This is a genomic window from Streptomyces vietnamensis (assembly GCF_000830005.1).
In the GTDB taxonomy this organism is placed as follows: domain Bacteria; phylum Actinomycetota; class Actinomycetes; order Streptomycetales; family Streptomycetaceae; genus Streptomyces; species Streptomyces vietnamensis.
In genome coordinates this window covers 4530001-4556427 of sequence record NZ_CP010407.1, presented here as the reverse complement: position 1 = coordinate 4556427, position 26427 = coordinate 4530001, and the positions used below count along the sequence as shown (strand labels likewise).

Sequence of the window (26427 nt, the reverse complement as noted above, 5' to 3'; positions counted from 1 at the left end):
TTTCGGCCTTACACGGTGCACGGAGCACAGCGCAGCACCGACCAACCGACACACGCCGCCGTAGAACGGTCAGGACACACACGGTCCGCGACAAGGCGGCTTCTGGAAGGAAACACCCGAAAGTGAAGCTTTCGCGTAAGAACGGGCTTCGCGCCTCCGCGATCGGTGCCCTCGTCGTCTCCGGTGCGCTCGTCCTCTCGGCGTGTGGCTCGGACAACAACACGGAGACCCCGACGAAGGACGGCGGCACCAAGACCTCCGCCGCCGCGTCGAACATCGCCTGTGACGGTGCCAAGGGCCAGCTCCTCGCCGCCGGCTCCAGCGCGCAGAAGAACGCGATGGACCTCTGGGTCAAGAACTTCCAGGCCGCGTGCTCCGGCGTCGAGGTCAACTACCAGGCCATCGGCTCCGGCGGCGGCATCACCAAGTTCAACCAGGGCCAGGTCACCTTCGCCGGCTCCGACTCCGCCCTGAAGCCCGAAGAGGTCACCGAGTCGCAGAAGGTCTGCAAGGGCGGCAAGGGCATCAACCTCCCCATGGTGGGCGGCCCGATCGCCATCGGCTATAAGCTGGACGGCGTGGACAACCTGGTCCTGGACGCCCCCACCCTGGCCAAGATCTTCGACACGAAGATCACCAAGTGGAACGCTCCGGAGATCGCCAAGCTGAACCCGGGCGCCAAGCTCCCCGACACCACCATCCAGGCCTTCCACCGCTCGGACGAGTCGGGCACCACCCAGAACCTGGGCAAGTACCTCTCCGCCACGGCCCCGACCGACTGGAAGTACGACCCGAAGACGAAGTCGTGGCCCGCCCCGGGTGGCCAGGCCGCCAACGGCTCCTCCGGTGTCGCCACCGCCGTCAAGGACGCCGAGGGCTCCATCGGCTACTTCGAGCTCTCCTACGCGACGGCCAACAAGATCTCCACGGTCAGCATCAACACCGGTGCCTCCGCCCCGGTCGCCGCGACCACGGAGAACGCCTCGAAGGCCATCGCCGCCGCCAAGGTCAAGGGCACCGGCAGCGACCTGGCCCTCTCCCTCGACTACACGACCAAGGCCGAGGGTGCGTACCCGATCACCCTGGTCACGTACGAGATCGCCTGCGACAAGGGCAACAAGGCGGACACCCTGCCGACCCTGAAGGCGTTCCTCACCTACACCGCCAGCGAGGAGGGCCAGAAGGTCCTCTCCGACGCCGGCTACGCCCCGCTCCCGGCCGAGATCGCGGCCAAGGTCCGCCAGATCGTCCCCACCCTGTCCTGACCCCCGGCCGGGTCCGGCCCCCCACCTCGCGTGAAGGGGCCGGCCCCGGCATCCGGTGCACCGCCGCCAGGGACCCCGTACCCCGTGAGGGACGTACGGGACCCGCAGACCGGAGTAGAACAGATGGCTACCACCACACCTGACATACAGAGGAGCCGGCGCGCCAAGAGCGCGACCCGCCCCGGGGACCGCATCTTCAGCGGCCTGTCCCGCGGCTCCGGCATCACCCTCCTCGTGATCATGGCCGCGATCGCGGTCTTCCTGACCTACCGTGCCGCCCTCGCCATCTCGAAGGACAGCACGAACTTCTTCACCACCTTCGAGTGGAACCCGGCGAACACACCGCCGGTCTTCGGCATCGCCGTCCTCGCCTTCGGCACCCTCGTCTCCTCGGTCATCGCGATGCTCATCGCCGTGCCCGTCGCGATCGGGATCGCCCTCTTCATCTCGCACTACGCCCCGCGCAAGCTGGCCAAGCCGCTCGCGTACGTCGTCGACCTGCTCGCCGCCGTGCCCAGCATCATCTACGGCCTCTGGGGCGCGATCTTCCTCGTCCCGTACCTGGACGGCCTCAACAAGTGGCTCGACCAGTACCTGGGCTGGACGTACATCTTCGACAAGTCCAGCGACGGCGTCGCCCGCAACCTCTTCACCGTGGGCATCCTGCTGGCGATCATGATCCTTCCGATCATCACCAACGTGACCCGCGAGGTCTTCCTCCAGGTCCCGAAGATGCACGAGGAAGCCGCCCTCGCCCTCGGCGCCACGCGCTGGGAGGTCATCCGCATGTCGGTGCTGCCCTTCGGCCGCTCCGGCATCATCTCCGCCTCCATGCTGGGCCTCGGCCGCGCACTCGGCGAGACGATGGCCGTCGCCGTCGTCCTCTCCCCCAGCTTCGTCCTCTCGGGCCACCTGCTCGACCCGGGCGGCGGCACCTTCGCGCAGAACATCGCCGCCAAGTTCAACGAGGCCAACGAGTACGGCCGCGACGCCCTGATCGCCTCCGGCCTCGTCCTCTTCCTCATCACCCTGCTGGTCAACGGCGCCGCCCGCTGGATCATCGGCCGCCGCAAGGAGTACTCGGGGGCCGCGGCATGAGCCACGCCATACAGGAACGTCCGGTCGCGGCCGCCCCGCGCCGCGCACCCCTCTCGCACGCCCGTCTCCCGCGCTGGACCCCGGCCGCCATCGCCGCCGGCTCGATCGCCGGAGCCATCGGCATCGGCCTCGGCGCCGGCTGGCACAGCAAGGTCCAGTGGGGCCTGATCGCCGCACTGCTCTTCGTCCTCGTCACCTTCGCCGTGACCACCAAGGTCGAGGGCAGCCGCCAGGCCAAGGACCGCGTCGCCACCAGCCTCGTCTGGGTGTGCTTCGTCCTCGCCGTGATCCCGCTGTTCTCCCTCGCCTGGGTCACGATCAGCAAGGGCCTCGACGCCCTCAGCCCGTACTTCCTGACCCACTCGATGAACGGCGTCCTCGACGCCGAGGAGGGCGGCGGCGTCTACCACGCGCTGCTCGGCACCATCGAGCAGGTCGGCATCGCGACCCTGATCGCCGCGCCGATCGGCCTGCTGACCGCGGTCTACCTCGTCGAGTACGCCAACGGCGGCAAGCTCGCCAAGGTCGTCACCTTCTTCGTCGACGTCATGACGGGCATCCCGTCGATCGTCGCCGGCCTCTTCGTCCTCGCCACCTGGAACCTGATCCTGGGCTTCGGCCCCTCCGGTTTCGCCGGCGCGATGGCCCTCGCCATCCTGATGATGCCGGTCGTGGTCCGCTCCACCGAGGAGATGCTCAAGCTCGTCCCGAACGAGCTCCGCGAGGCCTCCCTCGCCCTCGGCATCCCCAAGTGGCGCACCATCCTGAAGGTGGTCCTGCCCACCGCGATCGGCGGCATCACCACGGGCGTCATGCTCGCGGTCGCCCGCATCACCGGTGAGACGGCCCCGGTCCTGCTCCTCGTGTTCGGTACGAAGCTCATCAACCCGAACCCCTTCGAAGGCGCCCAGTCCTCCCTGCCGCTCTACGTGTACGAGCAGTACGCGGTCGGCACCGACGCCGCCGTGGCCCGCGCCTGGGCCGCCGCGCTCGTCCTGATCGCCTTCGTCATGATCCTCAACCTGGTGGCCCGCGGCATCGCCCGCTGGAAGGCCCCGAAGACCGGCCGCTGACGCGGCACTCTGGAAGTGAATTGATATGGCCAAGCGAATCGACGTCAGCGGCCTCTCCGCCTACTACGGCGCCCACAAGGCGATCGACGACATCTCGATGACCGTCGAGCCCCGCTCCGTGACGGCCTTCATCGGCCCGTCCGGCTGCGGCAAGTCCACCTTCCTGCGCACCCTGAACCGGATGCACGAGGTCACCCCCGGCGGCCGCGTCGAGGGCAAGGTGATGCTGGACGACGAGAACCTGTACGGGACGAACGTCGACCCGGTAGCCGTGCGCCGCACCGTCGGCATGGTCTTCCAGCGGCCGAACCCCTTCCCCACCATGTCGATCTTCGACAACGTGGCGGCGGGCCTGCGCCTCAACGGCAAGTACAAGAAGTCCCAGCTCAGCGACATAGTCGAGCGGTCCCTCAAGGGCGCCAACCTCTGGAACGAGGTCAAGGACCGCCTCAACAAGCCGGGCTCCGGCCTCTCCGGCGGTCAGCAGCAGCGTCTGTGCATCGCCCGCGCGATCGCCGTCGAGCCCGACGTCCTGCTCATGGACGAGCCCTGCTCGGCCCTCGACCCGATCTCCACGCTCGCCATCGAGGACCTCATCGGCGAGCTGAAGGAGCGCTTCACGATCGTCATCGTGACGCACAACATGCAGCAGGCCGCCCGCGTCTCGGACCGTACGGCCTTCTTCAACCTGGCGGCCGTCGGCCAGCCCGGCAAGCTGATCGAGCTGGACGACACCGAGCGCATCTTCTCCAACCCGAGCGTCCAGGCGACCGAGGACTACATCTCCGGCCGCTTCGGATAAAGCCGTCTTACGGTGCTGCATGGCGGTGCCACCGTAACGACGAGGGCCCGGCTCCCCCACAGGGGAGCCGGGCCCAACCACTTTCGCGGGGTCCTAACCGAAGAGCAGCTTGATCACGTAATAGCTCAGCGCGGCAACGATTCCCGCCGCCGGCATCGTGATGAACCAGCCCAGGACGATGTTCTTGGCGACACCCCACCGGACCGCGTTGACGCGCTTCGTCGCACCGACGCCCATGATCGCGGAGGTGATGACGTGCGTCGTCGAGATCGGCGCCTTGAAGACGAACGCCGTCAGGAACATGATCGACGCGCCGGTCGTCTCCGCCGCGAAGCCCTGCGGCGGGTCCAGCTCGATGATCTTGCGGCCGAGGGTCCGCATGATGCGCCAGCCGCCCGCGTACGTACCGAGCGAGAGCATGACGGCACAGGCGAGCTTCACCCACACCGGGATCGGCGCGTCGGCGCTCTGCACGTCACCGATGACCAGGGCCATCACCACGATGCCCATGGTCTTCTGGGCGTCCTGGAGGCCGTGGCCGAGCGCCATGCCGGCCGCCGAGACGGTCTGCGCGATGCGGAAGCCGCGCTTGGCCTTGTGCGGGTTCGCCTTGCGGAACATCCACAGGATCGCGGTCATCACCAGGTAACCGGCGATGAGGCCGACGACCGGCGAGAGGAACATCGGGATGACGACCTTCTCGAGGACGCCCGACCAGATGACCTGCGTGCCGCCCGCGAGCGCCGCGCCCACCATGCCGCCGAAGAGCGCGTGCGAGGAGGACGAGGGAAGTCCGAAGTACCAGGTGACGAGGTTCCAGACGATCGCGCCGAGCAGCGCGGCGAAGAGGATGCCCATCCCCGAGTTGCCCGTCGGCGTCTCGATCAGACCCTTGCTGACGGTGTGCGCGACACCGCTGCCGAGGAAGGCACCGGCGAGGTTCATGACCGCCGCCATCGCGAGCGCCGCCCGGGGGGTCAGCGCCCGGGTCGACACCGAGGTGGCGATGGCGTTGGCGGAATCGTGGAAGCCGTTCGTATACGTGAAGCCGAGCGCGACACCGATGGTCACGATCAGAGCGAAGGTGTCCACGAAGCTCAGGACTCCTTGACCGCGATGGTCTCCACCGTGTTGGCCACGTGCTCGAAGGCGTCGGCCGCCTCTTCCAGCACATCCACGACCTGCTTGAGCTTCAGCACCTCGATGGCGTCGTACTTGCCGTTGAAGAGGTGGGCGAGCAGCTTGCGGTGGATCTGGTCCGCCTGGTTCTCGAGACGGTTGACCTCGATCCAGTACTCGGTGAGGTTCGACATCGTCCGCAGGTTCGGCATGGCCTCGGCGGTCAGTTCCGCCGCCCGGGCCAGGACCTCGATCTGCTGCTCGACACCCTTGGGGAGCTCTTCGATGTTGTAGAGGACGACCAGGTCGACGGCCTCTTCCATGAAGTCCATGATGTCGTCGAGGGACGAAGCGAGGGAGTAGATGTCCTCGCGGTCGAACGGTGTGATGAAGGAGGAGTTCAGCTGGTGGAAGATCGCGTGGGTGGCGTCGTCACCGGCGTGCTCCGCTGCCCGCATCCGCTCCGCGATCTCGGCCCGGGCGGAAGGCTCCGCTCCGAGCAGTTCCATCAGGAGCTTGGAGCCCGTGACGATGTTGTCCGCGGACGCGGCGAACATGTCGTAGAAGCTCGTCTCCCTGGGGGTCAGACGAAATCGCACGTGAGGTCCTCGGGGTGCTGGGTTTCGGTCAGGCTGATGCTAGGCGCATCATCCGGCCACGGCTAACCGGCGTCTCTCAGTGTCGCCCATCAGGCACAGTGAACTGCAGCGGGCCCCCGCCCGGATCGGCGGGGATCGGTACCATATACCCACGAGGGGTATACACCCCCTTAATGGACAACGGGAGGACGCGATGACGACCACCGAGACGGACCAGGTCACCCCCGAGGCCGTCGAGGCCGTCGAGGCGGCCGACCACGCACACGGTGTGCACGGCTACCACAAGCAGAAGGACGAGCACCTCAAGCGGCTCCGCCGGATCGAGGGCCAGATCCGCGGCCTCCAGCGGATGGTCGACGAGGACGTCTACTGCATCGACATACTCACGCAGGTCTCCGCCTCGACGAAGGCGCTCCAGTCCTTCGCCCTCCAGCTCCTGGAGGAGCACCTGCGGCACTGCGTCGCGGACGCGGCGGCCACCGGCTCGGGCATCGACGAGAAGGTCGAGGAGGCCACGAAGGCCATCGCCCGCATGATGCGCACCTGAGGGTACGGGCGGGGCGGCGCCGCCGAAGGGTCCTGCACGGCCCGGCCACCAGGCGCCGCACCCAGCCGGGCCCTGCACGGCCCGGCCACCGGCGCCCCCGGTACGACCCGGCCGCCTGCGCCCCCGGTACGGCCCGGCCGCCGGCGGCCCTGACACGGTCCACCCGCCATCGGCCCTGACACGGCCCGCCCGCGAGAGTCCCTTCCGAGAGTCCCTTCACACCGCCCGGCCGTCAGAAGTCCTTCACGGCCCGCTCCGCCTCCACCCGCAGCACCTCGTCGATCCGGTCGGCGCTGAGCCGTTCCCCGTCCGCGGCCGATGCCGCGATGATCAGCTCGCCGCAGAGCTCGATCTCGGCGAGGGCGACGCAGTCCGGGTCTGCGGGCACGGTTGCTGTACCGGGCGGGGCCACGCGCATCCACCTCTTCCTGCCGGCGTCGGTCTCCCAGCGGTCTCCCAGCGTAGGTACGGGGCGACGCGCCGCGCATGACACGTCCGGACCATTTGCCGATGGTCCGGCCCGCCACCGCACCGGGTCAGGCCTTGATCTTCCCGGCGTAGATGTCGCGGCGGTCCGGCAGCGTCACCTCGACGGGGACCCCGAAGCCGTACAGCAGGGTCGTCGAGGCGACCGCGACCGTCCGGCCCTGGTTGCTGAAGCTGAACTGGTGGCGCACCTTCCGCAGTCGCCCCTCCCCGTCGAGGTACGCGTCGAAGGGCACGGTGTCCTTGGCGAACCCTTTCGCCGCCGCGGCGAGCGCCCCGCGCAGCTGCGGCGAGGCGACCCGGGCGGCGTGCGCGATGTCGGCGACGCCGCGGTAGTGGCCGACTTTCACCCCCGCGAGCTCGACCTCGCCGAGGTACGTGACCTCGCGGGCGCCCCGCAACAGCTCGGCCGCGGCGGCCGGGTCGGTGGCGCCGCCGGTGACGAGGTTCCCGTCGTCGAGGGTGGTGGTGTCGACCCGTACCCACTTGTCGGCGGGGACGCCGGCGCCGCGGTTCTTCATGTAGAGCGCGCCGGGGGTGAGGAGCTCGGTGATCGGCCGGTGTTCGCTCGCCCCGGCCGGGTCCTTCGGCAGCAGCACCTGGAGCCGGCCGGTGCGGCGCCGGAAGTCGTAGCCGCCCTCGCCCCGGATGGTGACCCGGGTCCCGCCGGAGGCCATCTCCATGGAGGTGCTGGCCTTGGAGGTGCCGGCCTTCGCCAGGGCGTCGGCGGCGTTCCGTACGGCGAGGGCGGGGTCGACCGTCGGCTTGGGGTCGTCGGGGGCGGCGCACCCGGAGAGCGCGGTGGGCCCGACGAGGGAGCCGACCAGGACGGCGGTGACGGCGAACGCCCCGCGACCACGACCGTGCGGACGCCCGTACCCCTGGACCGCCATCGTCTGCCAACCCCCAACGCCTCACCGCTGTTTGCCCGGGACCCGGCCTTCCCCGGGGCCCTCGGGCCCGGGGACACCCGATCCGCATAACGACGGTGGGGGCGTGCCGTCACGCGCAGTACGGTGGTGGGGTGCACGCGCAGGGATCCCCCCACACCACGACGATGACGGAGCGCGGCTCGTTCGCGCTGGCACGGTGCAGTTGCGGCTGGACGGGCCCGGCCCGCAGATCCCGCGACAAGGCCCGCTCGGACGCGGCGGAACACCTCCGTACGAGCAGTTCCCAGCTGGGTCCCGTCCGGCCCTGATCCGCCGGACGGGTCCTAGGCGGCGAGGTCGTTCCGGCCGGTGCTCGGGGCGGGGCCGCCGAGCCTGGGCTCGGGGATGCCGACGGCCTCGGGGCGGGGCGCCGCGTCGGCCCGGCGGGAGCGGACGATCCGGGCGCCGCGGCCGGAGCGGGCGACGGCGGAGACGACGGGCGTGAGCAGGGCGAGCGCGACCGGGGCGAGGAGCAGCGCCACAGCCGTGCCGAGGGCGAAGCCGCCGATCACGTCGGTGGGGTAGTGGACGCCCATGTAGACGCGCGCGAAGCCCTCGGCGAGGGCGAGGGCGATGGCGGCGAGGCCGAACCGGCGGTGGGCGACGAAGAGGCCGACGCCGAGGGCCATGGTGAGGGTGGCGTGGTCGCTCACGAACGAGAAGTCGGTCTTCCCGTCGACGAGGACCTCGAGCCCCTGATGGTCCTTGAAGGGTCTGGGACGCTCGACGAAGCCGCGGATGGGGATGTTGACGAGGAGGGCGATCCCGGCGGCCAGCGGGGCCCAGACGAGCCCGGCGACGGCCGAGACGGAGTCGCCGAGGGTGCCGCGCCGGCGGACGCTCCACCAGCACCAGAGCACGACGAGGACCATCGCGAGCACGATCCCGTACTCTCCGACGAACTCCATGACGCGGTCGAACCACGGCGGAGCGGCCTTGGCCAGTCCGTTGATGTCGTAGAGCAGGCCGACATCGGGGTTCAAGGCGTCCGATGCGAGTCCAGCCATCTGCTGCGGCCCCTTGCTCTCGTGTCTGGTTTCCAACCCCCGTGGTCAGAGCGGTCGGATCAGGGAACGAACCGCCTGAGGCGCACGTTCCGCTCTCTCCGGTGGATCATGACGACGTTATCGAAGAGTGACGGTTCACCGCAGCTCAGGGCCTGTGCATGACGGAGAGTTCCAGCCACGCCCGATAAGCCCGAAAGACACCCGCACACCCACAGCCGCCCCGCGGTCGCCCCGCAGGCGGATCCGACGCCCCGTCTGCTCCCCTCAGGCCTGCGGCAGATGGGTGGGCAGAGCGGCCGCGCCCTCCTTGGTGACCCGGGTGGCGCCGAAGTAGTCCGGGGTGTCGATCCGGTCGAAACGGATCACCGCCCCGGTGCGCGGGGCGTCGATCATGTAGCCGCCGCCGACGTAGATGCCGACGTGCCGGATGGCCCGAGAGTTCGTCAGGTCGTCCGAGAAGAAGACGAGGTCGCCCGGCAGCAGCTCGTTCCTGCCGGGGTGCGGGCCGGCGTTGTACTGGTCGTTGGCGACGCGCGGCAGCTGCACGCCGACGCTGTCGTACGCGGCCTGGGTGAGCCCGGAGCAGTCGAACCGCCCGCCCTCCGCGGCCGTACCCGTACCGCCCCAGAGGTACGGGGTGCCCAGCTTCCCCTGCGCGTAGTGGATGGCGGCCGCGGCCTGCTGCGAGGGCGCGACGCGGCCCAACGGCCGGGCGAAGCTCTTCTCCAGGGACCGGATGATGCGCACGTAGTTCTGGGTCTCGCTGATGGGCGGCACCCCGCCGTGCTTGATCACCCGGTACGCGCCCGCGTTGTACGCGGCCAGCATGTTGTCCGCCGGATCCCCGGGCACGTCCTTCACGTACCCGGCGAGCTCGCAGTCGTACGAGGCGGCCGACGGAATGGCGTCCTGCGGGTCCCAGATGTCCCGGTCCCCGTCCCCGTCGCCGTCGATGCCGTGCCCGGCCCAGGTGCCGGGGATGAACTGCGCGATGCCCCGCGCGTCCGCCGGGGAGACGGCCCGCGGGTTCCAGCCGCTCTCCTGGTACAGCTGGGCGGCGAGCAGGGCCGGGTTGATGGCGGGGCACAGGCTCCCCCACCGCTGCACGAGCCCCTGGTAGAGGGTGGGGACGGCACCCTTCGCGAGGCCCACGGCCCCGTTCTTGGCGCCCGCACCGCCGGCGATCCCGGCCGCCGCGGAGTACGTGCCGACGACGAGCAGTGCGACGAAGCCGAGACAGACCCCCAGGGTCCCGCCGGCCCACAGCCACGCCTTGCCAGCCCTACGCACCGTCAACCACCCCTCGGCTCATGGCAGTACGCCAGGGCCGCCAGTCTAGGTCGCGCCCGACGCCGCCCCAAGAGTGCAACAACGACAATCATTGCCCAAAGTCACTCTCCGTGATACACAGAGTGACCATACGCTTCTTCGCATGGAAACCGGCCACACCACCGCAGGTCAAGACGGTCAGATCGGTCAAGTGTGCGGGGATCGGGTAAAGAGAGCCGCCAAGCCGTCACACGTGGGCGGTTTCATCAGCGAAGATAGGGCGATGACCCATGCCGTCCGGCAGGGGCGACCAAGTACCCAACAGGGGCGGTGAGTTATATGTACCTGGCGGCCGAAAAGGGCGACATCACCACCATCATCGGTGGAATCGCCCCGAACTGGGGACCTTTCGGGAGCCTGGGCAACGAGGCCAAGGTGATGATCGAGGTCGTGATGGCCGTGGCGATCCTGCTCTGCCTCGGCATCGCCATCTGGGGAGCGGCCAAGCAGCGCATCGGCGCGACCGCCCTCCGCGACACGTTCAGCGCGGAACAGGGCAAGGGCCTGATCGTCGCCGGTCTGACCGGCGTCTTCATCATCGGATCGCTGGGGACGCTGTTCACCATCGTGTACGGGATGGCCGTCTGATCTCCCTTCGGACCCGACCCTCCTGAGAATGCGTTCCCTGATGCCCAGTCATGTTGAAGCACGGCCGTACCCGCGAACGAGTGAGGGGGCGTACCCGGCATGAGTCCCGGCGACGAGCACGACAGCTTCGGCGGCGTGGGCGGCTCGGGCCAGACCCGGACCCGCCTGCCCGAGGGCAACAGCGGCGACGTCTACGGCGGCGCCCGCCGCCCCGTCCGCAGCTCCCGATCCCTCATCACGGTCGTGGGCGTGGTGGTCCTCCTCGTCGCCGCCATCGCCTTCGCCAACCGCGGCGGCGGCGAACCGGCGGACGCCACCGGCCCCCGCTCCGGCACCCCGGGCAGAACGACCCCCACCTCCGCGACGGGCGTCCGCCCGGTCACCGGCAAGAACGGCACGATCCCCACGGGCTACGCCCACGACAACCAGGGCGCGCAGAGCGCGGCGACGAACTACGCGGTGGCGCTGGGCTCGGTCGATATGTTCAACGCGGACCGGCGCCGTGAGATCGTGCGCGCCGTCCACGCCCCGTCGGTCGTGGACGACCTCCTCAAGAAGTTCGACGCCTCCTACACGGGCGATCTCATGGCCAGCGCCGGGCTCAACGCGGACGGCACCGCGCCCTCCGGCATGACCCACGTGTCACGCACCATCCCGATCGGCACCAAGGTCCGGGACTACACGGAGAACTCCGCGACGGTCGAGGTCTGGTGCACCAGCCTCGGCGGCCTCGCCGGCGCGGGCTCGACCAGGCCCGTGACCTCCACCTGGTTCACCATCACGGAGAAACTCACATGGGTGGGGGGCGACTGGCGCGTGGAGTCCTCCACCCAGACCGAGGGCCCGACACCGGTCAACGGCGACAACCGCGCCTCCACGACCGACGAGATCGCCGCAGCGGTCGAGGGATACGGAGGGTTCACCTATGCCCGCTGAACGAAGCCTGGCAAGGCGCGTGTCGACCACGATCGTCGCCGCCCTCCTCTTCCTGCCCCTCCTGCTCGCAACGGCCGCCCAGGCGGCTCCCACACCGACGCCGTCGACGCCCTCCCCGAGCGCAAGCGCGAGCAGGAACCCGAGCGACAGCGACTGCAGCTTCCTGGTGGGAGAGCCCAGGACACTCTGCGAGCGGAGCCAGTCCGGCGGCGGCTCGGTGCCGCTCCCCGAAACGAACAACGAGCAGGACCCGCTCGCATCCCTCGCCCGCGGCTTCGCCGACGCTGCCATCAAGGTCATCGACGAACTCTCCAAGGCCGTCAAAGAGACCGCCGACGTCGACTTCACCAACATGCAGTTCCTCGGCCGCTACGCCATCGTCTTCGCCGCCGCCACCTTCCTCACCCTCCTCCTCTGGCTCCTCGCCGTCGCCAAGCGGGCCGTCCGCGGCGTCCCCCTCACCACGGCCCTCTCCGAAGCCATCGGCTTCCTCTGGCTGACGGTCCTCGCCTCCGCCTTCACGCCCCTGATCCTCTACACCGTCGTCAACGCCACCGACGCCATCACCGAGGTCATCGCCTCCGGCACCGGCCAGCAGACCGACATCTTCTTCGGCAGCTTCAAACAGGCCCTCCAGAAGGGCGACAGCATCGGTGGCGGCCCCATCATGCTGATCATCGTGTCCCTGGTGACCGTCATCGCCGCCGGCGTCCTCTACCTGGAACTGTTCCTCCGCGCCGTCCTGCTGTACGTCGGCGCGCTCCTCGGCGTCGTCGTCTACTCCGGCCTCGTCGACAAGAACATGTGGGGCCACGTCCGCCGCTGGGCCGGCATCATGATCGCGATCATCCTGGTCAAACCGGTCATCGTGATCGTCCTCGGTCTGGCCGGCGCGCTCTCCTCCGACACCGGCCCCGACTCCGTCTCCGCCGTCGTGTCCGGCCTCTCGATCATCCTGCTCGCCATCTTCGCCTCCGCGATGATCTACCGCTTCGTCCCCGGCTTCGGCGACGAGATCGCCGCCTCCCGCAACAACCGCCTCCACCGCGCCGGCGAGAACGCGGCCGCGGCCGTCATCTCCTCCCCCGCCTCCCTCGTCTCCCAGGGCATCAAGACCCACAGCACCCGCGACAACGGCGGCGGCACCTCCCAGAGCTCCGCCCCCCGCCCCGCCAACCCCGTCTCCGGCGGCATGGCCGCCCACAGCAGCCGCGGCGCAGGCGGAGGCGGCGGCACCGGCGGCGCCACGCCCCCACCCCGTAGCAGCAGCCCCACCGCGGGCACCCCGCACAGCAACCGCAAGAACACAGGAGCAGGAGGTGCAGGGCGTTGACGACCCAGTCCCAGCCGGTCGCGCCCCGCCGCACGTATCTCGTCGGCCGCGCCCGGCCGAACGCGATCGTCGGCAAGAACCGGGAGACCGGCGAGATCGCCCTGATCATCGTCGGCGCCTTCCTCGGCATGATGAGCGGACTCCTCGTCCCCGCCCTCCCCCTGCGGATCGCGCTCCTCGCGGGCCTGCCCATGCTCGCGATCGCCGCCGTGTACCTCCCGTACAAGCACCGCACCTTCTACAAGTGGTTCGAGATCAACCGCAGCTACAAGCGGATGCTCAAGCGCGGCACCGCCTACCGCTCCGTCGCCTCCGAGGCCGGCACCCGCCTCGACGGCCGCGAGGTCGAGGTCGGCCCGCCCCCCGGCATCGGCCGCATCGGCTGGCTCGCCGCCCCCTTCGGCCCCGACGAGATCGCCGTCCTCCTCCACGCCGACCGCCGCACCGTCACCGCCGCCATCGAGATCGAGGGCCCCGGCGTCGGCCTGCGCGACAGCGAGGACCAGGAGGCCCTCGTCGACCGCTTCGGCACCCTCCTCAAGCACGTCGCCAACGGCGACGGCTTCGTGACCCGCCTCCAGATGCTGGCCCGCACCCTCCCCGCCGACCCCGACGCCCACGCCAAGGACGTCGCCCAGCGCGGAGACACCCAGGCCCCCGCCTGGCTCCAGGAGTCCTACGACCAGCTCCAGTCGATGGTCTCCACCTCCAGCGAGCAGCACCGCGCCTACCTCGTCGCCTGCATGCACTACACCCGCGACCTGGCCGCCGAGGCCAACGCCATGGCCCGCGCCGCCCGCCACGCCTCCGGCGCCCGCAAGCTCGACCGCGACGCCGGCCTCGCCGTCGTCATGGCCCGCGAGCTCACCGACATCTGCGCCCGCCTCGCCGAGGCCGACATCCGCGTCCGCCAGCCCCTCGGCCAGTCCCGTCTCGCGTCCCTCGTGCACTCCATGTACGACCCGGACCACCCCATCGACCACATCCAGGCCATGACGAAACGAAACGCTTGGCCCGCCGAACTCGACGCCATGGAACCGACGTACCTCCAGGCCAAGACCCGCGAGTCCTCCACCCGCGCCCCCTGGTGCCACGCCACCGCCTGGGTGAAGGAGTGGCCGATGACCCCGGTCGGCGTCAACTTCCTCGCCCCGCTCCTCGTCCACACCCCCGACGTCATCCGCACGGTCGCCGTCACCATGGACCTGGAGCCCACCGAGGTCGCCATCGAGCGCATGCTCACCGAGAAGACCAACGACGAGGCCGAGGCGTCCCGCCAGGCCAAGATGAACCGTACGGTCGACCCCCGCGACATCGCCGCCCACGGCCGGCTCGACCAGCGGGGTGAAGATCTCGCCAGCGGCGCGGCAGGAGTGAACCTCGTCGGGTACATCACGGTGTCGTCGCGTTCGCCCGAGGCCCTCGCCCGGGACAAGCGCACGATCAGGGCCTCCGCCGGCAAGTCGTACCTGAAGCTGGAGTGGTGCGACCGCGAGCACCACCGGGCCTTTGTGAACACCTTGCCGTTCGCGACCGGCATCCGCCGCTAGGGCCGAAGGGGCACAGACCCATGCGAGATCCGCTGTCCGTCCTCACCGAAGCCTTCACCGCCTTCCTCTTCGGGAAGGTGGAGACGACCCGCCTGCCCGTCCGCACCTCCACCGGGCAGGCCCAGGCCGTCTACCTGCCGACCGCCGCACCCGGCCTCGGCGACTCCGGCGTCATCATCGGCCGCGAGGTCTACAGCGGCAAGGGCTACATCTACGACCCCTTCCAGCTGTACGGGCAGCAGCTCCCCGCCCCCCACTGGCTGGTCCTCGGCGAATCCGGCAACGGAAAGTCGGCCCTGGAGAAGACGTACGTCCTCCGCCAGCTCCGCTTCCGCGACCGTCAGGTCGTCGTCCTCGACGCCCAGGGCGAGGACGGCGTCGGCGAATGGAACCTCATCGCCCAGGAGCTGGGGATAACCCCCATCCGCCTGGACCCGATGGTCGCCAACGACGCGGGCATCCGCCTCAACCCCCTCGACCCCTCCATCACCACCACCGGTCAGCTGGCCCTCCTCCGCACCATCATCGAAGTGGCGATGGGCCACGGCCTCGACGAGCGCTCCGGCTTCGCCCTCAAGGTCGCCCACGCCTACGTCACCGAGCACACCACCGACCGGCAGCCGATCCTCACCGACATCGTCGAGCGCCTCCGCCACCCGGAGGCCGAATCGGCGGAGGCGATGAACGTCGACATAGACGACGTACGGGCCTGGGGCCTGGACGTCGCCCTCGTCCTCGACCGCCTCGTCGACGGCGACCTCCGCGGCATGTTCGACGGCCCGACGACGGTCGGCATCGACCTCGACGCCCCCCTCATCGTCTTCGACCTGTCCCACATCGACCGCAACTCCATCGCCATGCCCATCCTCATGGCGATCGTCGGCGTCTGGCTGGAACACACCTGGATCCGCCCCGACCGGAAGAAGCGCATCTTCCTCGTGGAGGAGGCCTGGCACATCATCAACAGCCCCTTCGTGGCCCAGCTGTTCCAGCGCCTCCTGAAGTTCGGCCGCCGCCTCGGCCTGAGCTTCGTGGCGGTGGTCCACCACCTCTCCGACGTCGTGGACGGAGCAGCGGCGAAAGAAGCGGCAGCCATCCTCAAGATGGCCTCCACCCGCACCATCTACGCCCAGAAGGCCGACGAGGCACGCAACACGGGCCGGGTCCTCGGCCTGCCCCGCTGGGCGGTCGAGATCATCCCGACCCTCACCCCCGGCATCGCGGTCTGGGACGTCAACGGCAACGTGCAGGTGGTCAAACACCTCATCACCGAGAAGGAACGCCCCCTCGTCTACACCGACCGCGCCATGACGGAAGCCTCCGTCGCGGACCCGGAACTGGAGTGGGAGACCGAACAGCGCGCGATCCTCATCGAGCAGCAGATGAACGGCACTTCGCAGTCGACGGTGGCGTGACGTGACCGAGCAGAAGAGGCAGGGCGGCATCTCCGACGGCTTCATCGTCGGTCTGTTCGCCCTGATCCTCGGCCTCGCGGTCCTCGTCTGGACGGCGACCGGCCTGGCCGGCCTCCTCGCACACGGCGCCTGGCCGGCCGGCGTCACCTTCGCCCGGACCCCGATGGCCCTGCGCGCCCTCGCGACGGCCCCGACGGACCTCCCGGCGGCCTGGCCGACCACCCCGCCGGGGGCACTCTCCGGGTACGGCCTCTTCTGGGGCCTGCTGATCGGCGAGGCGATGATCCTGATGGTCCTCGCGGTCTTCGTCCTCGGCACGACGGCCCGCTGGCGCGCGGTCCGCGCCAACCGAAAGGCAGGCGCGTACGCCCCGACTCCGGCACGGAAGAACACGGAGGTACGGGAGGACCCGGAGGCGCGGAAGGACGCAGGGGTACGAAAGGAGCCCACCGCTCCCCCGCCCCCGCGCCGCCCGACGGAAGAGCACGCCTCGGCACCGACCCCAGCCCCGGCACCACTCCCCACACCGACCCCACCGGCGGAGGCACCCCCCGCCACCCCCATAACCACCCCCCGCACGGTCTACGGCCCCCCGGAGACCCGCCGCCCGGCCGCCGTGCAGGCGATCCTGGACGCGGAGGGCCCGGTCCTGGTCGTCACCTCCGACCCCGCCGTCTGGTCCTCGACCAAGGACGCGCGCGGCAAGCTCGGCCCGGTCCTGGTCCACGACCCCGGCCACCTCTGCGACACCCCCGCCCGGCTCCACTGGTCACCGTCCGAGCACTGCGAGGACCCCGCGGTGGCCCAGGAACGCGCGGTCGCCCTGCTCGCCCCCGTACGCCCGCACTCCCGCCTCGACGCGGCCACCGCCGACACTGCGGAGACGCTCCTGCGCTGCTGGCTGCACGCCGCCGCCGTCGACGGCCGCCCCTTCCGACAAGTCCACCGCTGGGCACAGGGCGCGGGCGCCCACGAGCCCGTACGGATCCTCCGCAGCCACCCGAAGGCCGCCTCGGGCCTGGCGGGCCTCCTGGAGTCGGCACTCACCGCGCACCCGGAAAGCCGCCGGCAGGCACAGGAACTGACGGCCCGTGCGCTGAGTTCGCTCTCCTCGATCCACATCAGGGAGGCGTGCGTACCGAATCGAACGGATTCGCTGACGCTGGCATCTTTCCTCGCCGAAGGGGGCACGCTCTACGTGGTGGGCGAGGCGATCGAGGATCCCCGCACCCACCCCGGCGCGATGCCGCTCCTCACGGCCCTCGCCGCAAGCGTGGTCGAGCACGGCCGCCGCATGGCCGCACGGTCATCCGACGGTCGGCTCGACCCACCACTGACCCTCGTCCTCGACGACGTCGCCGCGGTGGCCCCGCTCCCCCAGCTCCCGGACCTCCTGGCCACAGGCCACACCCAGGGCCTCCCGACCCTGGCCCTGATGCGCTCGGAGGAACAGGCCAAGGCCCGCTGGCCCAATGCCGTGTGGGCAATCGTCCCGCAGGGCGGGACGGGTGGGCACACGGGACGGCGCCCCTTGCCGGGCCTAGGCTCCCGCGCCTGAACCAGCACCCACCGAGGGCCGCACCAACTCGTACTCCAGCTCCCTGGCCCCGGCGTCCCCCGGCACCGCCACCGCGTCCCCGGTCGCCACGAACCCGAACCGCCGATAGAACGAGGCAGCCCGCGCGTTCTCCTCGTGGACGTACAGCCGGACCCGCGCCACCGCCGGCGCCGGCACCGTCCAGGACCACTCCACGCCGGCCCGGAACAGCGCGTCGATCACACCGGTCCCGCGCGCCTCGGGGCGTACGTACACGCCGACGATGTGCGTCTGGTCGACCTTCGCCGCCTCGCCGAACTTCACCTCGTCCGACGGCCGCTCCACGAGCAGCGTGATCGTGCCCGCCCAGCTCCCGTCCGGGGCCTCGGCCACGAACTGCAGCACGCTCCCGTCGCCGCTCTCGGACGCGCCCTCCGCACGGTCCTTCCAGAAGGCGTCGGGCCGTTCGACGGCCGCCTCGTACGTGTCGAGGAAGGCGAGGTGCGCGATCGGGTCCTGGAGGGCGGCCAAGCGGATCTCGCGGGCCTGCTCCCACTCGTCGGCGCGGAGGGTACGTATCGAATAGTCCATGCCGCCGATCCTGACGAGCCCCGCACCCCTCTGACAAGGCCTTTTCCTGACCGGTGCCGGAACGCAAAAATGCCTCAACCCCCGGACAAGGTCCGGGGGTTGAGGCTAAAAATTGTTCGGCGGCGTCCTACTCTCCCACAGGGTCCCCCCTGCAGTACCATCGGCGCTGAAAGGCTTAGCTTCCGGGTTCGGAATGTAACCGGGCGTTTCCCTAACGCTATGACCACCGAAACACTATGAAGTTGAACTCAACCGGCAAGGGAGTTCATTGCTTCAGAACTAACACAGTGGACGCGAGCAACTGAGGACAAGCCCTCGGCCTATTAGTACCGGTCAGCTCCACCCCTCACGGGGCTTCCACATCCGGCCTATCAACCCAGTCGTCTACTGGGAGCCTTACCCTCTCAAGGAGGTGGGAACACTCATCTCGAAGCAGGCTTCCCGCTTAGATGCTTTCAGCGGTTATCCCTCCCGAACGTAGCCAACCAGCCATGCCCTTGGCAGGACAACTGGCACACCAGAGGTTCGTCCGTCCCGGTCCTCTCGTACTAGGGACAGCCCTTCTCAATATTCCTACGCGCACAGCGGATAGGGACCGAACTGTCTCACGACGTTCTAAACCCAGCTCGCGTACCGCTTTAATGGGCGAACAGCCCAACCCTTGGGACCGACTCCAGCCCCAGGATGCGACGAGCCGACATCGAGGTGCCAAACCATCCCGTCGATATGGACTCTTGGGGAAGATCAGCCTGTTATCCCCGGGGTACCTTTTATCCGTTGAGCGACGGCGCTTCCACAAGCCACCGCCGGATCACTAGTCCCGACTTTCGTCCCTGCTCGACCCGTCGGTCTCACAGTCAAGCTCCCTTGTGCACTTACACTCAACACCTGATTGCCAACCAGGCTGAGGGAACCTTTGGGCGCCTCCGTTACCCTTTGGGAGGCAACCGCCCCAGTTAAACTACCCATCAGACACTGTCCCTGATCCGGATCACGGACCGAGGTTAGACATCCAGCACGACCAGAGTGGTATTTCAACGGCGACTCCACAACCACTGGCGTGGCTGCTTCACGGTCTCCCACCTATCCTACACAAGCCGAACCGAACACCAATATCAAACTGTAGTAAAGGTCCCGGGGTCTTTCCGTCCTGCTGCGCGAAACGAGCATCTTTACTCGTAGTGCAATTTCACCGGGCCTATGGTTGAGACAGTCGAGAAGTCGTTACGCCATTCGTGCAGGTCGGAACTTACCCGACAAGGAATTTCGCTACCTTAGGATGGTTATAGTTACCACCGCCGTTTACTGGCGCTTAAGTTCTCAGCTTCGCCTGGTCGAAACCAAGCTAACCGGTCCCCTTAACGTTCCAGCACCGGGCAGGCGTCAGTCCGTATACATCGCCTTACGGCTTCGCACGGACCTGTGTTTTTAGTAAACAGTCGCTTCTCGCTGGTCTCTGCGGCCACCCCCAGCTCAGAGTGCAAGACTCATCACCAGGCGTGGCCCCCCTTCTCCCGAAGTTACGGGGGCATTTTGCCGAGTTCCTTAACCATAGTTCACCCGAACGCCTCGGTATTCTCTACCTGACCACCTGAGTCGGTTTAGGGTACGGGCCGCCATGAAACTCGCTAGAGGCTTTTCTCGACAGCATAGGATCATCCACTTCACCACAATCGGCTCGGCATCAGGTCTCAGGCTATGTGTCACGCGGATTTGCCTACGTGACGCCCTACACCCTTACCCCGGGACAACCACCGCCCGGGCTGGACTACCTTCCTGCGTCACCCCATCGCTTACCTACTACAAGTCTGGTTCGTCGGCTCCACCACTCCCCTTTGCCCGAAGGCTCCGGGGCGGCTTCACGGACTTAGCATCGCCTGATTCGATATTGGGCGTTTCAAAGCGGGTACCGGAATATCAACCGGTTGTCCATCGACTACGCCTGTCGGCCTCGCCTTAGGTCCCGACTTACCCTGGGCAGATCAGCTTGACCCAGGAACCCTTAGTCAATCGGCGCACACGTTTCTCACGTGTGTATCGCTACTCATGCCTGCATTCTCACTCGTGAACCGTCCACAACTCGCTTCCGCGGCTGCTTCACCCGGCACACGACGCTCCCCTACCCATCACAGCACCCGTTGGGGCTTTTGCTGCAATGACACGACTTCGGCGGTACGCTTGAGCCCCGCTACATTGTCGGCGCGGAATCACTTGACCAGTGAGCTATTACGCACTCTTTCAAGGGTGGCTGCTTCTAAGCCAACCTCCTGGTTGTCTCTGCGACTCCACATCCTTTCCCACTTAGCGTACGCTTAGGGGCCTTAGTCGATGCTCTGGGCTGTTTCCCTCTCGACCATGGAGCTTATCCCCCACAGTCTCACTGCCGTGCTCTCACTTACCGGCATTCGGAGTTTGGCTAAGGTCAGTAACCCGGTAGGGCCCATCGCCTATCCAGTGCTCTACCTCCGGCAAGAAACACACGACGCTGCACCTAAATGCATTTCGGGGAGAACCAGCTATCACGGAGTTTGATTGGCCTTTCACCCCTAACCACAGGTCATCCCCCAGGTTTTCAACCCTGGTGGGTTCGGTCCTCCACGAAGTCTTACCTCCGCTTCAACCTGCCCATGGCTAGATCACTCCGCTTCGGGTCTTGAGCGTGCTACTGGATCGCCCTGTTCGGACTCGCTTTCGCTACGGCTTCCCCTCACGGGTTAACCTCGCAACACACCGCAAACTCGCAGGCTCATTCTTCAAAAGGCACGCAGTCACGAGGATGTGCAAGCACATCCCGACGCTCCCACGGCTTGTAGGCACACGGTTTCAGGTACTATTTCACTCCGCTCCCGCGGTACTTTTCACCATTCCCTCACGGTACTATCCGCTATCGGTCACCAGGGAATATTTAGGCTTAGCGGGTGGTCCCGCCGGATTCACACGGGATTTCTCGGGCCCCGTGCTACTTGGGTGTCTCTCCAACGAGCCGTACAGATTTCGGCTACGGGGGTCTTACCCTCTACGCCGGACCTTTCGCATGTCCTTCGCCTATCCATACGGTTTCTGACTCGTCCTGTCGCCGGCAGACGACAGAAGAGAGATCCCACAACCCCGCATGCGCAACCCCTGCCGGGTCTCACACGCCTGCGGTTTGGCCTCATCCGGTTTCGCTCGCCACTACTCCCGGAATCACGGTTGTTTTCTCTTCCTGAGGGTACTGAGATGTTTCACTTCCCCTCGTTCCCTCCACATGCCCTATGTGTTCAGGCATGGGTGACAGCCCATGACGACTGCCGGGTTTCCCCATTCGGAAACCCCCGGATCAAAGCCTGGTTGACGGCTCCCCGGGGACTATCGTGGCCTCCCACGTCCTTCATCGGTTCCTGGTGCCAAGGCATCCACCGTGCGCCCTTAAAAACTTGGCCACAGATGCTCGCGTCCACTGTGTAGTTCTCAAACAACGACCAGCCACCCATCACACCCTGCCGGAGCGGGGTTTTACTGGGGCCGGCATCCTCGAAGGCATGACCATACGGCCGTACCCTCAGACACCCAACAACGTGCCAGGCACGATCCCTCGCATCATCCTCACGTTCCACGCCGAAGCAGTACTGGTGAGGTGATCCTCGTGATCGTGCCAACTAATCAACGTTCCACCCATGAGCTGACCGTGCGAGACGTTCGCTCGCATCCGGTGCTGTGCTCCTTAGAAAGGAGGTGATCCAGCCGCACCTTCCGGTACGGCTACCTTGTTACGACTTCGTCCCAATCGCCAGTCCCACCTTCGACAGCTCCCTCCCACAAGGGGTTGGGCCACCGGCTTCGGGTGTTACCGACTTTCGTGACGTGACGGGCGGTGTGTACAAGGCCCGGGAACGTATTCACCGCAGCAATGCTGATCTGCGATTACTAGCAACTCCGACTTCATGGGGTCGAGTTGCAGACCCCAATCCGAACTGAGACCGGCTTTTTGAGATTCGCTCCGCCTCACGGCATCGCAGCTCTTTGTACCGGCCATTGTAGCACGTGTGCAGCCCAAGACATAAGGGGCATGATGACTTGACGTCGTCCCCACCTTCCTCCGAGTTGACCCCGGCGGTCTCCTGTGAGTCCCCATCACCCCGAAGGGCATGCTGGCAACACAGGACAAGGGTTGCGCTCGTTGCGGGACTTAACCCAACATCTCACGACACGAGCTGACGACAGCCATGCACCACCTGTATACCGACCACAAGGGGGGCACTATCTCTAATGCTTTCCGGTATATGTCAAGCCTTGGTAAGGTTCTTCGCGTTGCGTCGAATTAAGCCACATGCTCCGCTGCTTGTGCGGGCCCCCGTCAATTCCTTTGAGTTTTAGCCTTGCGGCCGTACTCCCCAGGCGGGGAACTTAATGCGTTAGCTGCGGCACCGACGACGTGGAATGTCGCCAACACCTAGTTCCCAACGTTTACGGCGTGGACTACCAGGGTATCTAATCCTGTTCGCTCCCCACGCTTTCGCTCCTCAGCGTCAGTAATGGCCCAGAGATCCGCCTTCGCCACCGGTGTTCCTCCTGATATCTGCGCATTTCACCGCTACACCAGGAATTCCGATCTCCCCTACCACACTCTAGCCTGCCCGTATCGGATGCAGACCCGGGGTTAAGCCCCGGGCTTTCACACCCGACGTGACAAGCCGCCTACGAGCTCTTTACGCCCAATAATTCCGGACAACGCTTGCGCCCTACGTATTACCGCGGCTGCTGGCACGTAGTTAGCCGGCGCTTCTTCTGCAGGTACCGTCACTTGCGCTTCTTCCCTGCTGAAAGAGGTTTACAACCCGAAGGCCGTCATCCCTCACGCGGCGTCGCTGCATCAGGCTTGCGCCCATTGTGCAATATTCCCCACTGCTGCCTCCCGTAGGAGTCTGGGCCGTGTCTCAGTCCCAGTGTGGCCGGTCGCCCTCTCAGGCCGGCTACCCGTCGTCGCCTTGGTGGGCCGTTACCCCGCCAACAAGCTGATAGGCCGCGGGCTCATCCTTCACCGCCGGAGCTTTCCACCCGGGAAGATGCCTTCCCGGGTCGTATCCGGTATTAGACCCCGTTTCCAGGGCTTGTCCCAGAGTGAAGGGCAGATTGCCCACGTGTTACTCACCCGTTCGCCACTAATCCACCCCGAGGGGCTTCATCGTTCGACTTGCATGTGTTAAGCACGCCGCCAGCGTTCGTCCTGAGCCAGGATCAAACTCTCCGTGAATGTTCACCGGTGATCCGGTGGCACACTCGCGTTGAGCGGGACGGTCATGCCGGAATGTGGCCGACCGTCCACAGCGTCCTCGCTGTGTATGTCGCCTGCCCGCCACGAGGGCCGACAGGACTTTTCAAAGGAACCTCGACCATCCGGAGATGGACGGGGTATCAACTAATCTGGCGTTGATTTTTGGCACGCTGTTGAGTTCTCAAGGTGCGGACGCTTCCTTCGGTCCCGTTTCCGGGCCCTCCGGGCGCTTCCTTCGTTTCCGACTCTATCAGATCTTTCCGATCCGATTTCCTCGGTGCTTTCCGGTCCCTTTCGCTTTCGCTCCGGGCCCTTCCGGCGTTTCCGACTCTATCAGATCCTCGCGGTTCCGATTTCCTCGGTGCTTTCAGGTTCCTTCGCTTGCGCTCCGGTCCCTTGCTGCGTCTACGACTCTACCAGATGTTTCGGGTCCCGATTCCCACCCCGGCGAGCTGCCGGCGGGCCTCGGCGCCGGCCCTGACAGACCTCGCCGGCCTGCTCGGTGCCGTAAACGCAGAAAAGCCCCGCACCATGAGGTGCGGGGCTTTCCCACAATGATTGTTCGGCGGCGTCCTACTCTCCCACAGGGTCCCCCCTGCAGTACCATCGGCGCTGAAAGGCTTAGCTTCCGGGTTCGGAATGTAACCGGGCGTTTCCCTAACGCTATGACCACCGAAACACTATGAAGTTACGAACCGCCGCACCACCCAAAGGGGGGCGTGTTCGTTGCTTCAGAACTAACACAGTGGACGCGAGCAACTGAGGACAAGCCCTCGGCCTATTAGTACCGGTCAGCTCCACCCCTTACGGGGCTTCCACATCCGGCCTATCAACCCAGTCGTCTACTGGGAGCCTTACCCTCTCAAGGAGGTGGGAACACTCATCTCGAAGCAGGCTTCCCGCTTAGATGCTTTCAGCGGTTATCCCTCCCGAACGTAGCCAACCAGCCATGCCCTTGGCAGGACAACTGGCACACCAGAGGTTCGTCCGTCCCGGTCCTCTCGTACTAGGGACAGCCCTTCTCAATATTCCTACGCGCACAGCGGATAGGGACCGAACTGTCTCACGACGTTCTAAACCCAGCTCGCGTACCGCTTTAATGGGCGAACAGCCCAACCCTTGGGACCGACTCCAGCCCCAGGATGCGACGAGCCGACATCGAGGTGCCAAACCATCCCGTCGATATGGACTCTTGGGGAAGATCAGCCTGTTATCCCCGGGGTACCTTTTATCCGTTGAGCGACGGCGCTTCCACAAGCCACCGCCGGATCACTAGTCCCGACTTTCGTCCCTGCTCGACCCGTCGGTCTCACAGTCAAGCTCCCTTGTGCACTTACACTCAACACCTGATTGCCAACCAGGCTGAGGGAACCTTTGGGCGCCTCCGTTACCCTTTGGGAGGCAACCGCCCCAGTTAAACTACCCATCAGACACTGTCCCTGATCCGGATCACGGACCGAGGTTAGACATCCAGCACGACCAGAGTGGTATTTCAACGGCGACTCCACAACCACTGGCGTGGCTGCTTCACGGTCTCCCACCTATCCTACACAAGCCGAACCGAACACCAATATCAAACTGTAGTAAAGGTCCCGGGGTCTTTCCGTCCTGCTGCGCGAAACGAGCATCTTTACTCGTAGTGCAATTTCACCGGGCCTATGGTTGAGACAGTCGAGAAGTCGTTACGCCATTCGTGCAGGTCGGAACTTACCCGACAAGGAATTTCGCTACCTTAGGATGGTTATAGTTACCACCGCCGTTTACTGGCGCTTAAGTTCTCAGCTTCGCCTGGTCGAAACCAAGCTAACCGGTCCCCTTAACGTTCCAGCACCGGGCAGGCGTCAGTCCGTATACATCGCCTTACGGCTTCGCACGGACCTGTGTTTTTAGTAAACAGTCGCTTCTCGCTGGTCTCTGCGGCCACCCCCAGCTCAGAGTGCAAGACTCATCACCAGGCGTGGCCCCCCTTCTCCCGAAGTTACGGGGGCATTTTGCCGAGTTCCTTAACCATAGTTCACCCGAACGCCTCGGTATTCTCTACCTGACCACCTGAGTCGGTTTAGGGTACGGGCCGCCATGAAACTCGCTAGAGGCTTTTCTCGACAGCATAGGATCATCCACTTCACCACAATCGGCTCGGCATCAGGTCTCAGGCTATGTGTCACGCGGATTTGCCTACGTGACGCCCTACACCCTTACCCCGGGACAACCACCGCCCGGGCTGGACTACCTTCCTGCGTCACCCCATCGCTTACCTACTACAAGTCTGGTTCGTCGGCTCCACCACTCCCCTTTGCCCGAAGGCTCCGGGGCGGCTTCACGGACTTAGCATCGCCTGATTCGATATTGGGCGTTTCAAAGCGGGTACCGGAATATCAACCGGTTGTCCATCGACTACGCCTGTCGGCCTCGCCTTAGGTCCCGACTTACCCTGGGCAGATCAGCTTGACCCAGGAACCCTTAGTCAATCGGCGCACACGTTTCTCACGTGTGTATCGCTACTCATGCCTGCATTCTCACTCGTGAACCGTCCACAACTCGCTTCCGCGGCTGCTTCACCCGGCACACGACGCTCCCCTACCCATCACAGCACCCGTTGGGGCTTTTGCTGCAATGACACGACTTCGGCGGTACGCTTGAGCCCCGCTACATTGTCGGCGCGGAATCACTTGACCAGTGAGCTATTACGCACTCTTTCAAGGGTGGCTGCTTCTAAGCCAACCTCCTGGTTGTCTCTGCGACTCCACATCCTTTCCCACTTAGCGTACGCTTAGGGGCCTTAGTCGATGCTCTGGGCTGTTTCCCTCTCGACCATGGAGCTTATCCCCCACAGTCTCACTGCCGTGCTCTCACTTACCGGCATTCGGAGTTTGGCTAAGGTCAGTAACCCGGTAGGGCCCATCGCCTATCCAGTGCTCTACCTCCGGCAAGAAACACACGACGCTGCACCTAAATGCATTTCGGGG

General features: G+C 66.4%; 19 protein-coding genes and 5 rRNA genes (1 of these 24 only partly in view). 12 read left to right on the top strand and 12 right to left on the bottom strand.

Going from position 1 to position 26427, the window contains the following annotated elements; genetic code table 11:
* Window positions 1-122 precede the first annotated feature (122 nt).
* The 4 genes from pstS (at window position 123) to pstB (ending at window position 4238) form a co-directional block, all read left to right on the top strand.
* Entirely contained in the window at window positions 123-1265 is a 1143-nt protein-coding gene (gene pstS, locus SVTN_RS20385; protein ID WP_041130386.1) for a phosphate ABC transporter substrate-binding protein PstS, read from the top strand.
* A gap of 123 nt (window positions 1266-1388) precedes the next feature.
* Window positions 1389-2363, top strand: coding sequence for a phosphate ABC transporter permease subunit PstC (gene pstC / locus SVTN_RS20380; RefSeq protein WP_041130385.1), 975 nt, complete (start codon window positions 1389-1391; stop codon window positions 2361-2363).
* A complete protein-coding gene (gene pstA / locus SVTN_RS20375) occupies window positions 2360-3436 on the top strand; it encodes a phosphate ABC transporter permease PstA (protein ID WP_041130384.1) in 1077 nt (358 codons plus the stop codon). The genes pstC and pstA overlap by 4 nt, the downstream gene beginning before the upstream one ends.
* 25 nt (window positions 3437-3461) lie before the next feature.
* Complete coding sequence (pstB, locus tag SVTN_RS20370; protein WP_041130383.1) at window positions 3462-4238, top strand: phosphate ABC transporter ATP-binding protein PstB; 777 nt, start codon at window positions 3462-3464, stop codon at window positions 4236-4238.
* A 93-nt stretch (window positions 4239-4331) separates the two neighbouring features.
* Here pstB and SVTN_RS20365 read toward each other — a convergent pair whose 3' ends face one another.
* Window positions 4332-5330, bottom strand: a complete 999-nt coding sequence (locus SVTN_RS20365; protein WP_041130382.1) for an inorganic phosphate transporter — start codon at window positions 5328-5330, stop codon at window positions 4332-4334.
* Window positions 5331-5335: 5 nt separating this feature from the next.
* Complete coding sequence (locus SVTN_RS20360; protein ID WP_041130381.1) at window positions 5336-5956, bottom strand: DUF47 domain-containing protein; 621 nt, start codon at window positions 5954-5956, stop codon at window positions 5336-5338.
* A 193-nt stretch (window positions 5957-6149) separates the two neighbouring features.
* On the opposite strand from SVTN_RS20360, the gene SVTN_RS20355 reads away from it, so the two are divergent.
* Window positions 6150-6503 carry a metal-sensitive transcriptional regulator gene (locus tag SVTN_RS20355; RefSeq protein ID WP_041130380.1) on the top strand — a complete coding sequence of 118 codons (354 nt, stop codon included), beginning with the start codon at window positions 6150-6152 and terminating at the stop codon, window positions 6501-6503.
* A 232-nt stretch (window positions 6504-6735) separates the two neighbouring features.
* Here the strand turns inward: SVTN_RS20355 and SVTN_RS41080 are convergent, their stop codons facing one another.
* Together SVTN_RS41080 and SVTN_RS20350 are read right to left on the bottom strand one after the other, a co-directional pair.
* On the bottom strand, window positions 6736-6921 hold the full coding sequence (locus tag SVTN_RS41080) for a hypothetical protein (protein ID WP_052499222.1): 186 nt from the start codon (window positions 6919-6921) through the stop codon (window positions 6736-6738).
* A gap of 118 nt (window positions 6922-7039) precedes the next feature.
* Complete coding sequence (locus SVTN_RS20350; RefSeq protein ID WP_041130379.1) at window positions 7040-7882, bottom strand: SCO4651 family lipoprotein; 843 nt, start codon at window positions 7880-7882, stop codon at window positions 7040-7042.
* 131 nt (window positions 7883-8013) lie between these two features.
* On the opposite strand from SVTN_RS20350, the gene SVTN_RS44325 reads away from it, so the two are divergent.
* Complete coding sequence (locus tag SVTN_RS44325) at window positions 8014-8190, top strand: hypothetical protein (protein ID WP_159026480.1); 177 nt, start codon at window positions 8014-8016, stop codon at window positions 8188-8190.
* Window positions 8191-8205: 15 nt separating this feature from the next.
* Here the strand turns inward: SVTN_RS44325 and SVTN_RS20345 are convergent, their stop codons facing one another.
* Window positions 8206-8928, bottom strand: coding sequence for a phosphatase PAP2 family protein (locus SVTN_RS20345; protein WP_041130378.1), 723 nt, complete (start codon window positions 8926-8928; stop codon window positions 8206-8208).
* A gap of 264 nt (window positions 8929-9192) precedes the next feature.
* Complete coding sequence (locus SVTN_RS20340) at window positions 9193-10224, bottom strand: C40 family peptidase (RefSeq protein ID WP_041130377.1); 1032 nt, start codon at window positions 10222-10224, stop codon at window positions 9193-9195.
* 312 nt (window positions 10225-10536) lie between these two features.
* On the opposite strand from SVTN_RS20340, the gene SVTN_RS20335 reads away from it, so the two are divergent.
* The 6 genes from SVTN_RS20335 (at window position 10537) to SVTN_RS20310 (ending at window position 17637) form a co-directional block, all read left to right on the top strand.
* Window positions 10537-10845 carry a hypothetical protein gene (locus SVTN_RS20335; protein ID WP_024757447.1) on the top strand — a complete coding sequence of 103 codons (309 nt, stop codon included), beginning with the start codon at window positions 10537-10539 and terminating at the stop codon, window positions 10843-10845.
* 99 nt (window positions 10846-10944) lie between these two features.
* Window positions 10945-11781, top strand: coding sequence for a DUF8175 domain-containg protein (locus SVTN_RS20330; RefSeq protein ID WP_041130376.1), 837 nt, complete (start codon window positions 10945-10947; stop codon window positions 11779-11781).
* Window positions 11771-13114, top strand: a complete 1344-nt coding sequence (locus tag SVTN_RS20325; protein ID WP_041130375.1) for a membrane protein — start codon at window positions 11771-11773, stop codon at window positions 13112-13114. Before SVTN_RS20330 ends, SVTN_RS20325 begins: the two co-directional genes overlap by 11 nt.
* On the top strand, window positions 13111-14664 hold the full coding sequence (locus SVTN_RS20320; protein ID WP_041130374.1) for an SCO6880 family protein: 1554 nt from the start codon (window positions 13111-13113) through the stop codon (window positions 14662-14664). The genes SVTN_RS20325 and SVTN_RS20320 overlap by 4 nt, the downstream gene beginning before the upstream one ends.
* 20 nt (window positions 14665-14684) lie before the next feature.
* Complete coding sequence (locus tag SVTN_RS20315) at window positions 14685-16079, top strand: ATP-binding protein (protein ID WP_041130373.1); 1395 nt, start codon at window positions 14685-14687, stop codon at window positions 16077-16079.
* A gap of 1 nt (window position 16080) precedes the next feature.
* Window positions 16081-17637, top strand: a complete 1557-nt coding sequence (locus tag SVTN_RS20310; protein WP_245727599.1) for a type IV secretory system conjugative DNA transfer family protein — start codon at window positions 16081-16083, stop codon at window positions 17635-17637.
* Here SVTN_RS20310 and SVTN_RS20305 read toward each other — a convergent pair.
* The 6 genes from SVTN_RS20305 to SVTN_RS20280 all read right to left on the bottom strand — a co-directional run.
* A complete protein-coding gene (locus SVTN_RS20305; protein WP_041130372.1) occupies window positions 17620-18207 on the bottom strand; it encodes a GNAT family N-acetyltransferase in 588 nt (195 codons plus the stop codon). The genes SVTN_RS20310 and SVTN_RS20305 overlap by 18 nt on opposite strands.
* Before the next feature lie 114 nt (window positions 18208-18321).
* A 5S ribosomal RNA gene (gene rrf / locus SVTN_RS20300) occupies window positions 18322-18438 on the bottom strand.
* A gap of 72 nt (window positions 18439-18510) precedes the next feature.
* Window positions 18511-21629 (bottom strand): 23S ribosomal RNA (locus tag SVTN_RS20295).
* Window positions 21630-21914: 285 nt separating this feature from the next.
* Window positions 21915-23440, bottom strand: a 16S ribosomal RNA gene (locus SVTN_RS20290).
* A gap of 581 nt (window positions 23441-24021) precedes the next feature.
* Window positions 24022-24138, bottom strand: a 5S ribosomal RNA gene (gene rrf / locus SVTN_RS20285).
* Window positions 24139-24222: 84 nt separating this feature from the next.
* Window positions 24223-26427: ribosomal RNA gene (locus SVTN_RS20280) — 23S ribosomal RNA — on the bottom strand (it continues 914 nt past the right edge of the window).
* The 16S, 23S and 5S rRNA genes sit together here, the layout of an rRNA operon.

What these genes read in the sequence shown, in the direction of transcription:
- pstC (WP_041130385.1), top strand. Translation starts at nt 1,389, where the DNA reads ATGGCTACCACCACACCTGACATACAGAGGAGCCGGCGCGCCAAGAGC.
- pstA (WP_041130384.1), top strand. Translation starts at nt 2,360, where the DNA reads ATGAGCCACGCCATACAGGAACGTCCGGTCGCGGCCGCCCCGCGCCGC.
- pstB (WP_041130383.1), top strand. Translation starts at nt 3,462, where the DNA reads ATGGCCAAGCGAATCGACGTCAGCGGCCTCTCCGCCTACTACGGCGCC.
- SVTN_RS20355 (WP_041130380.1), top strand. Translation starts at nt 6,150, where the DNA reads ATGACGACCACCGAGACGGACCAGGTCACCCCCGAGGCCGTCGAGGCC.
- SVTN_RS41080 (WP_052499222.1), bottom strand. Translation starts at nt 6,921, where the DNA reads ATGCGCGTGGCCCCGCCCGGTACAGCAACCGTGCCCGCAGACCCGGAC.
- SVTN_RS20350 (WP_041130379.1), bottom strand. Translation starts at nt 7,882, where the DNA reads ATGGCGGTCCAGGGGTACGGGCGTCCGCACGGTCGTGGTCGCGGGGCG.
- SVTN_RS20345 (WP_041130378.1), bottom strand. Translation starts at nt 8,928, where the DNA reads ATGGCTGGACTCGCATCGGACGCCTTGAACCCCGATGTCGGCCTGCTC.
- SVTN_RS20335 (WP_024757447.1), top strand. Translation starts at nt 10,537, where the DNA reads ATGTACCTGGCGGCCGAAAAGGGCGACATCACCACCATCATCGGTGGA.
- SVTN_RS20330 (WP_041130376.1), top strand. Translation starts at nt 10,945, where the DNA reads ATGAGTCCCGGCGACGAGCACGACAGCTTCGGCGGCGTGGGCGGCTCG.
- SVTN_RS20325 (WP_041130375.1), top strand. Translation starts at nt 11,771, where the DNA reads ATGCCCGCTGAACGAAGCCTGGCAAGGCGCGTGTCGACCACGATCGTC.
- SVTN_RS20315 (WP_041130373.1), top strand. Translation starts at nt 14,685, where the DNA reads ATGCGAGATCCGCTGTCCGTCCTCACCGAAGCCTTCACCGCCTTCCTC.
- SVTN_RS20305 (WP_041130372.1), bottom strand. Translation starts at nt 18,207, where the DNA reads ATGGACTATTCGATACGTACCCTCCGCGCCGACGAGTGGGAGCAGGCC.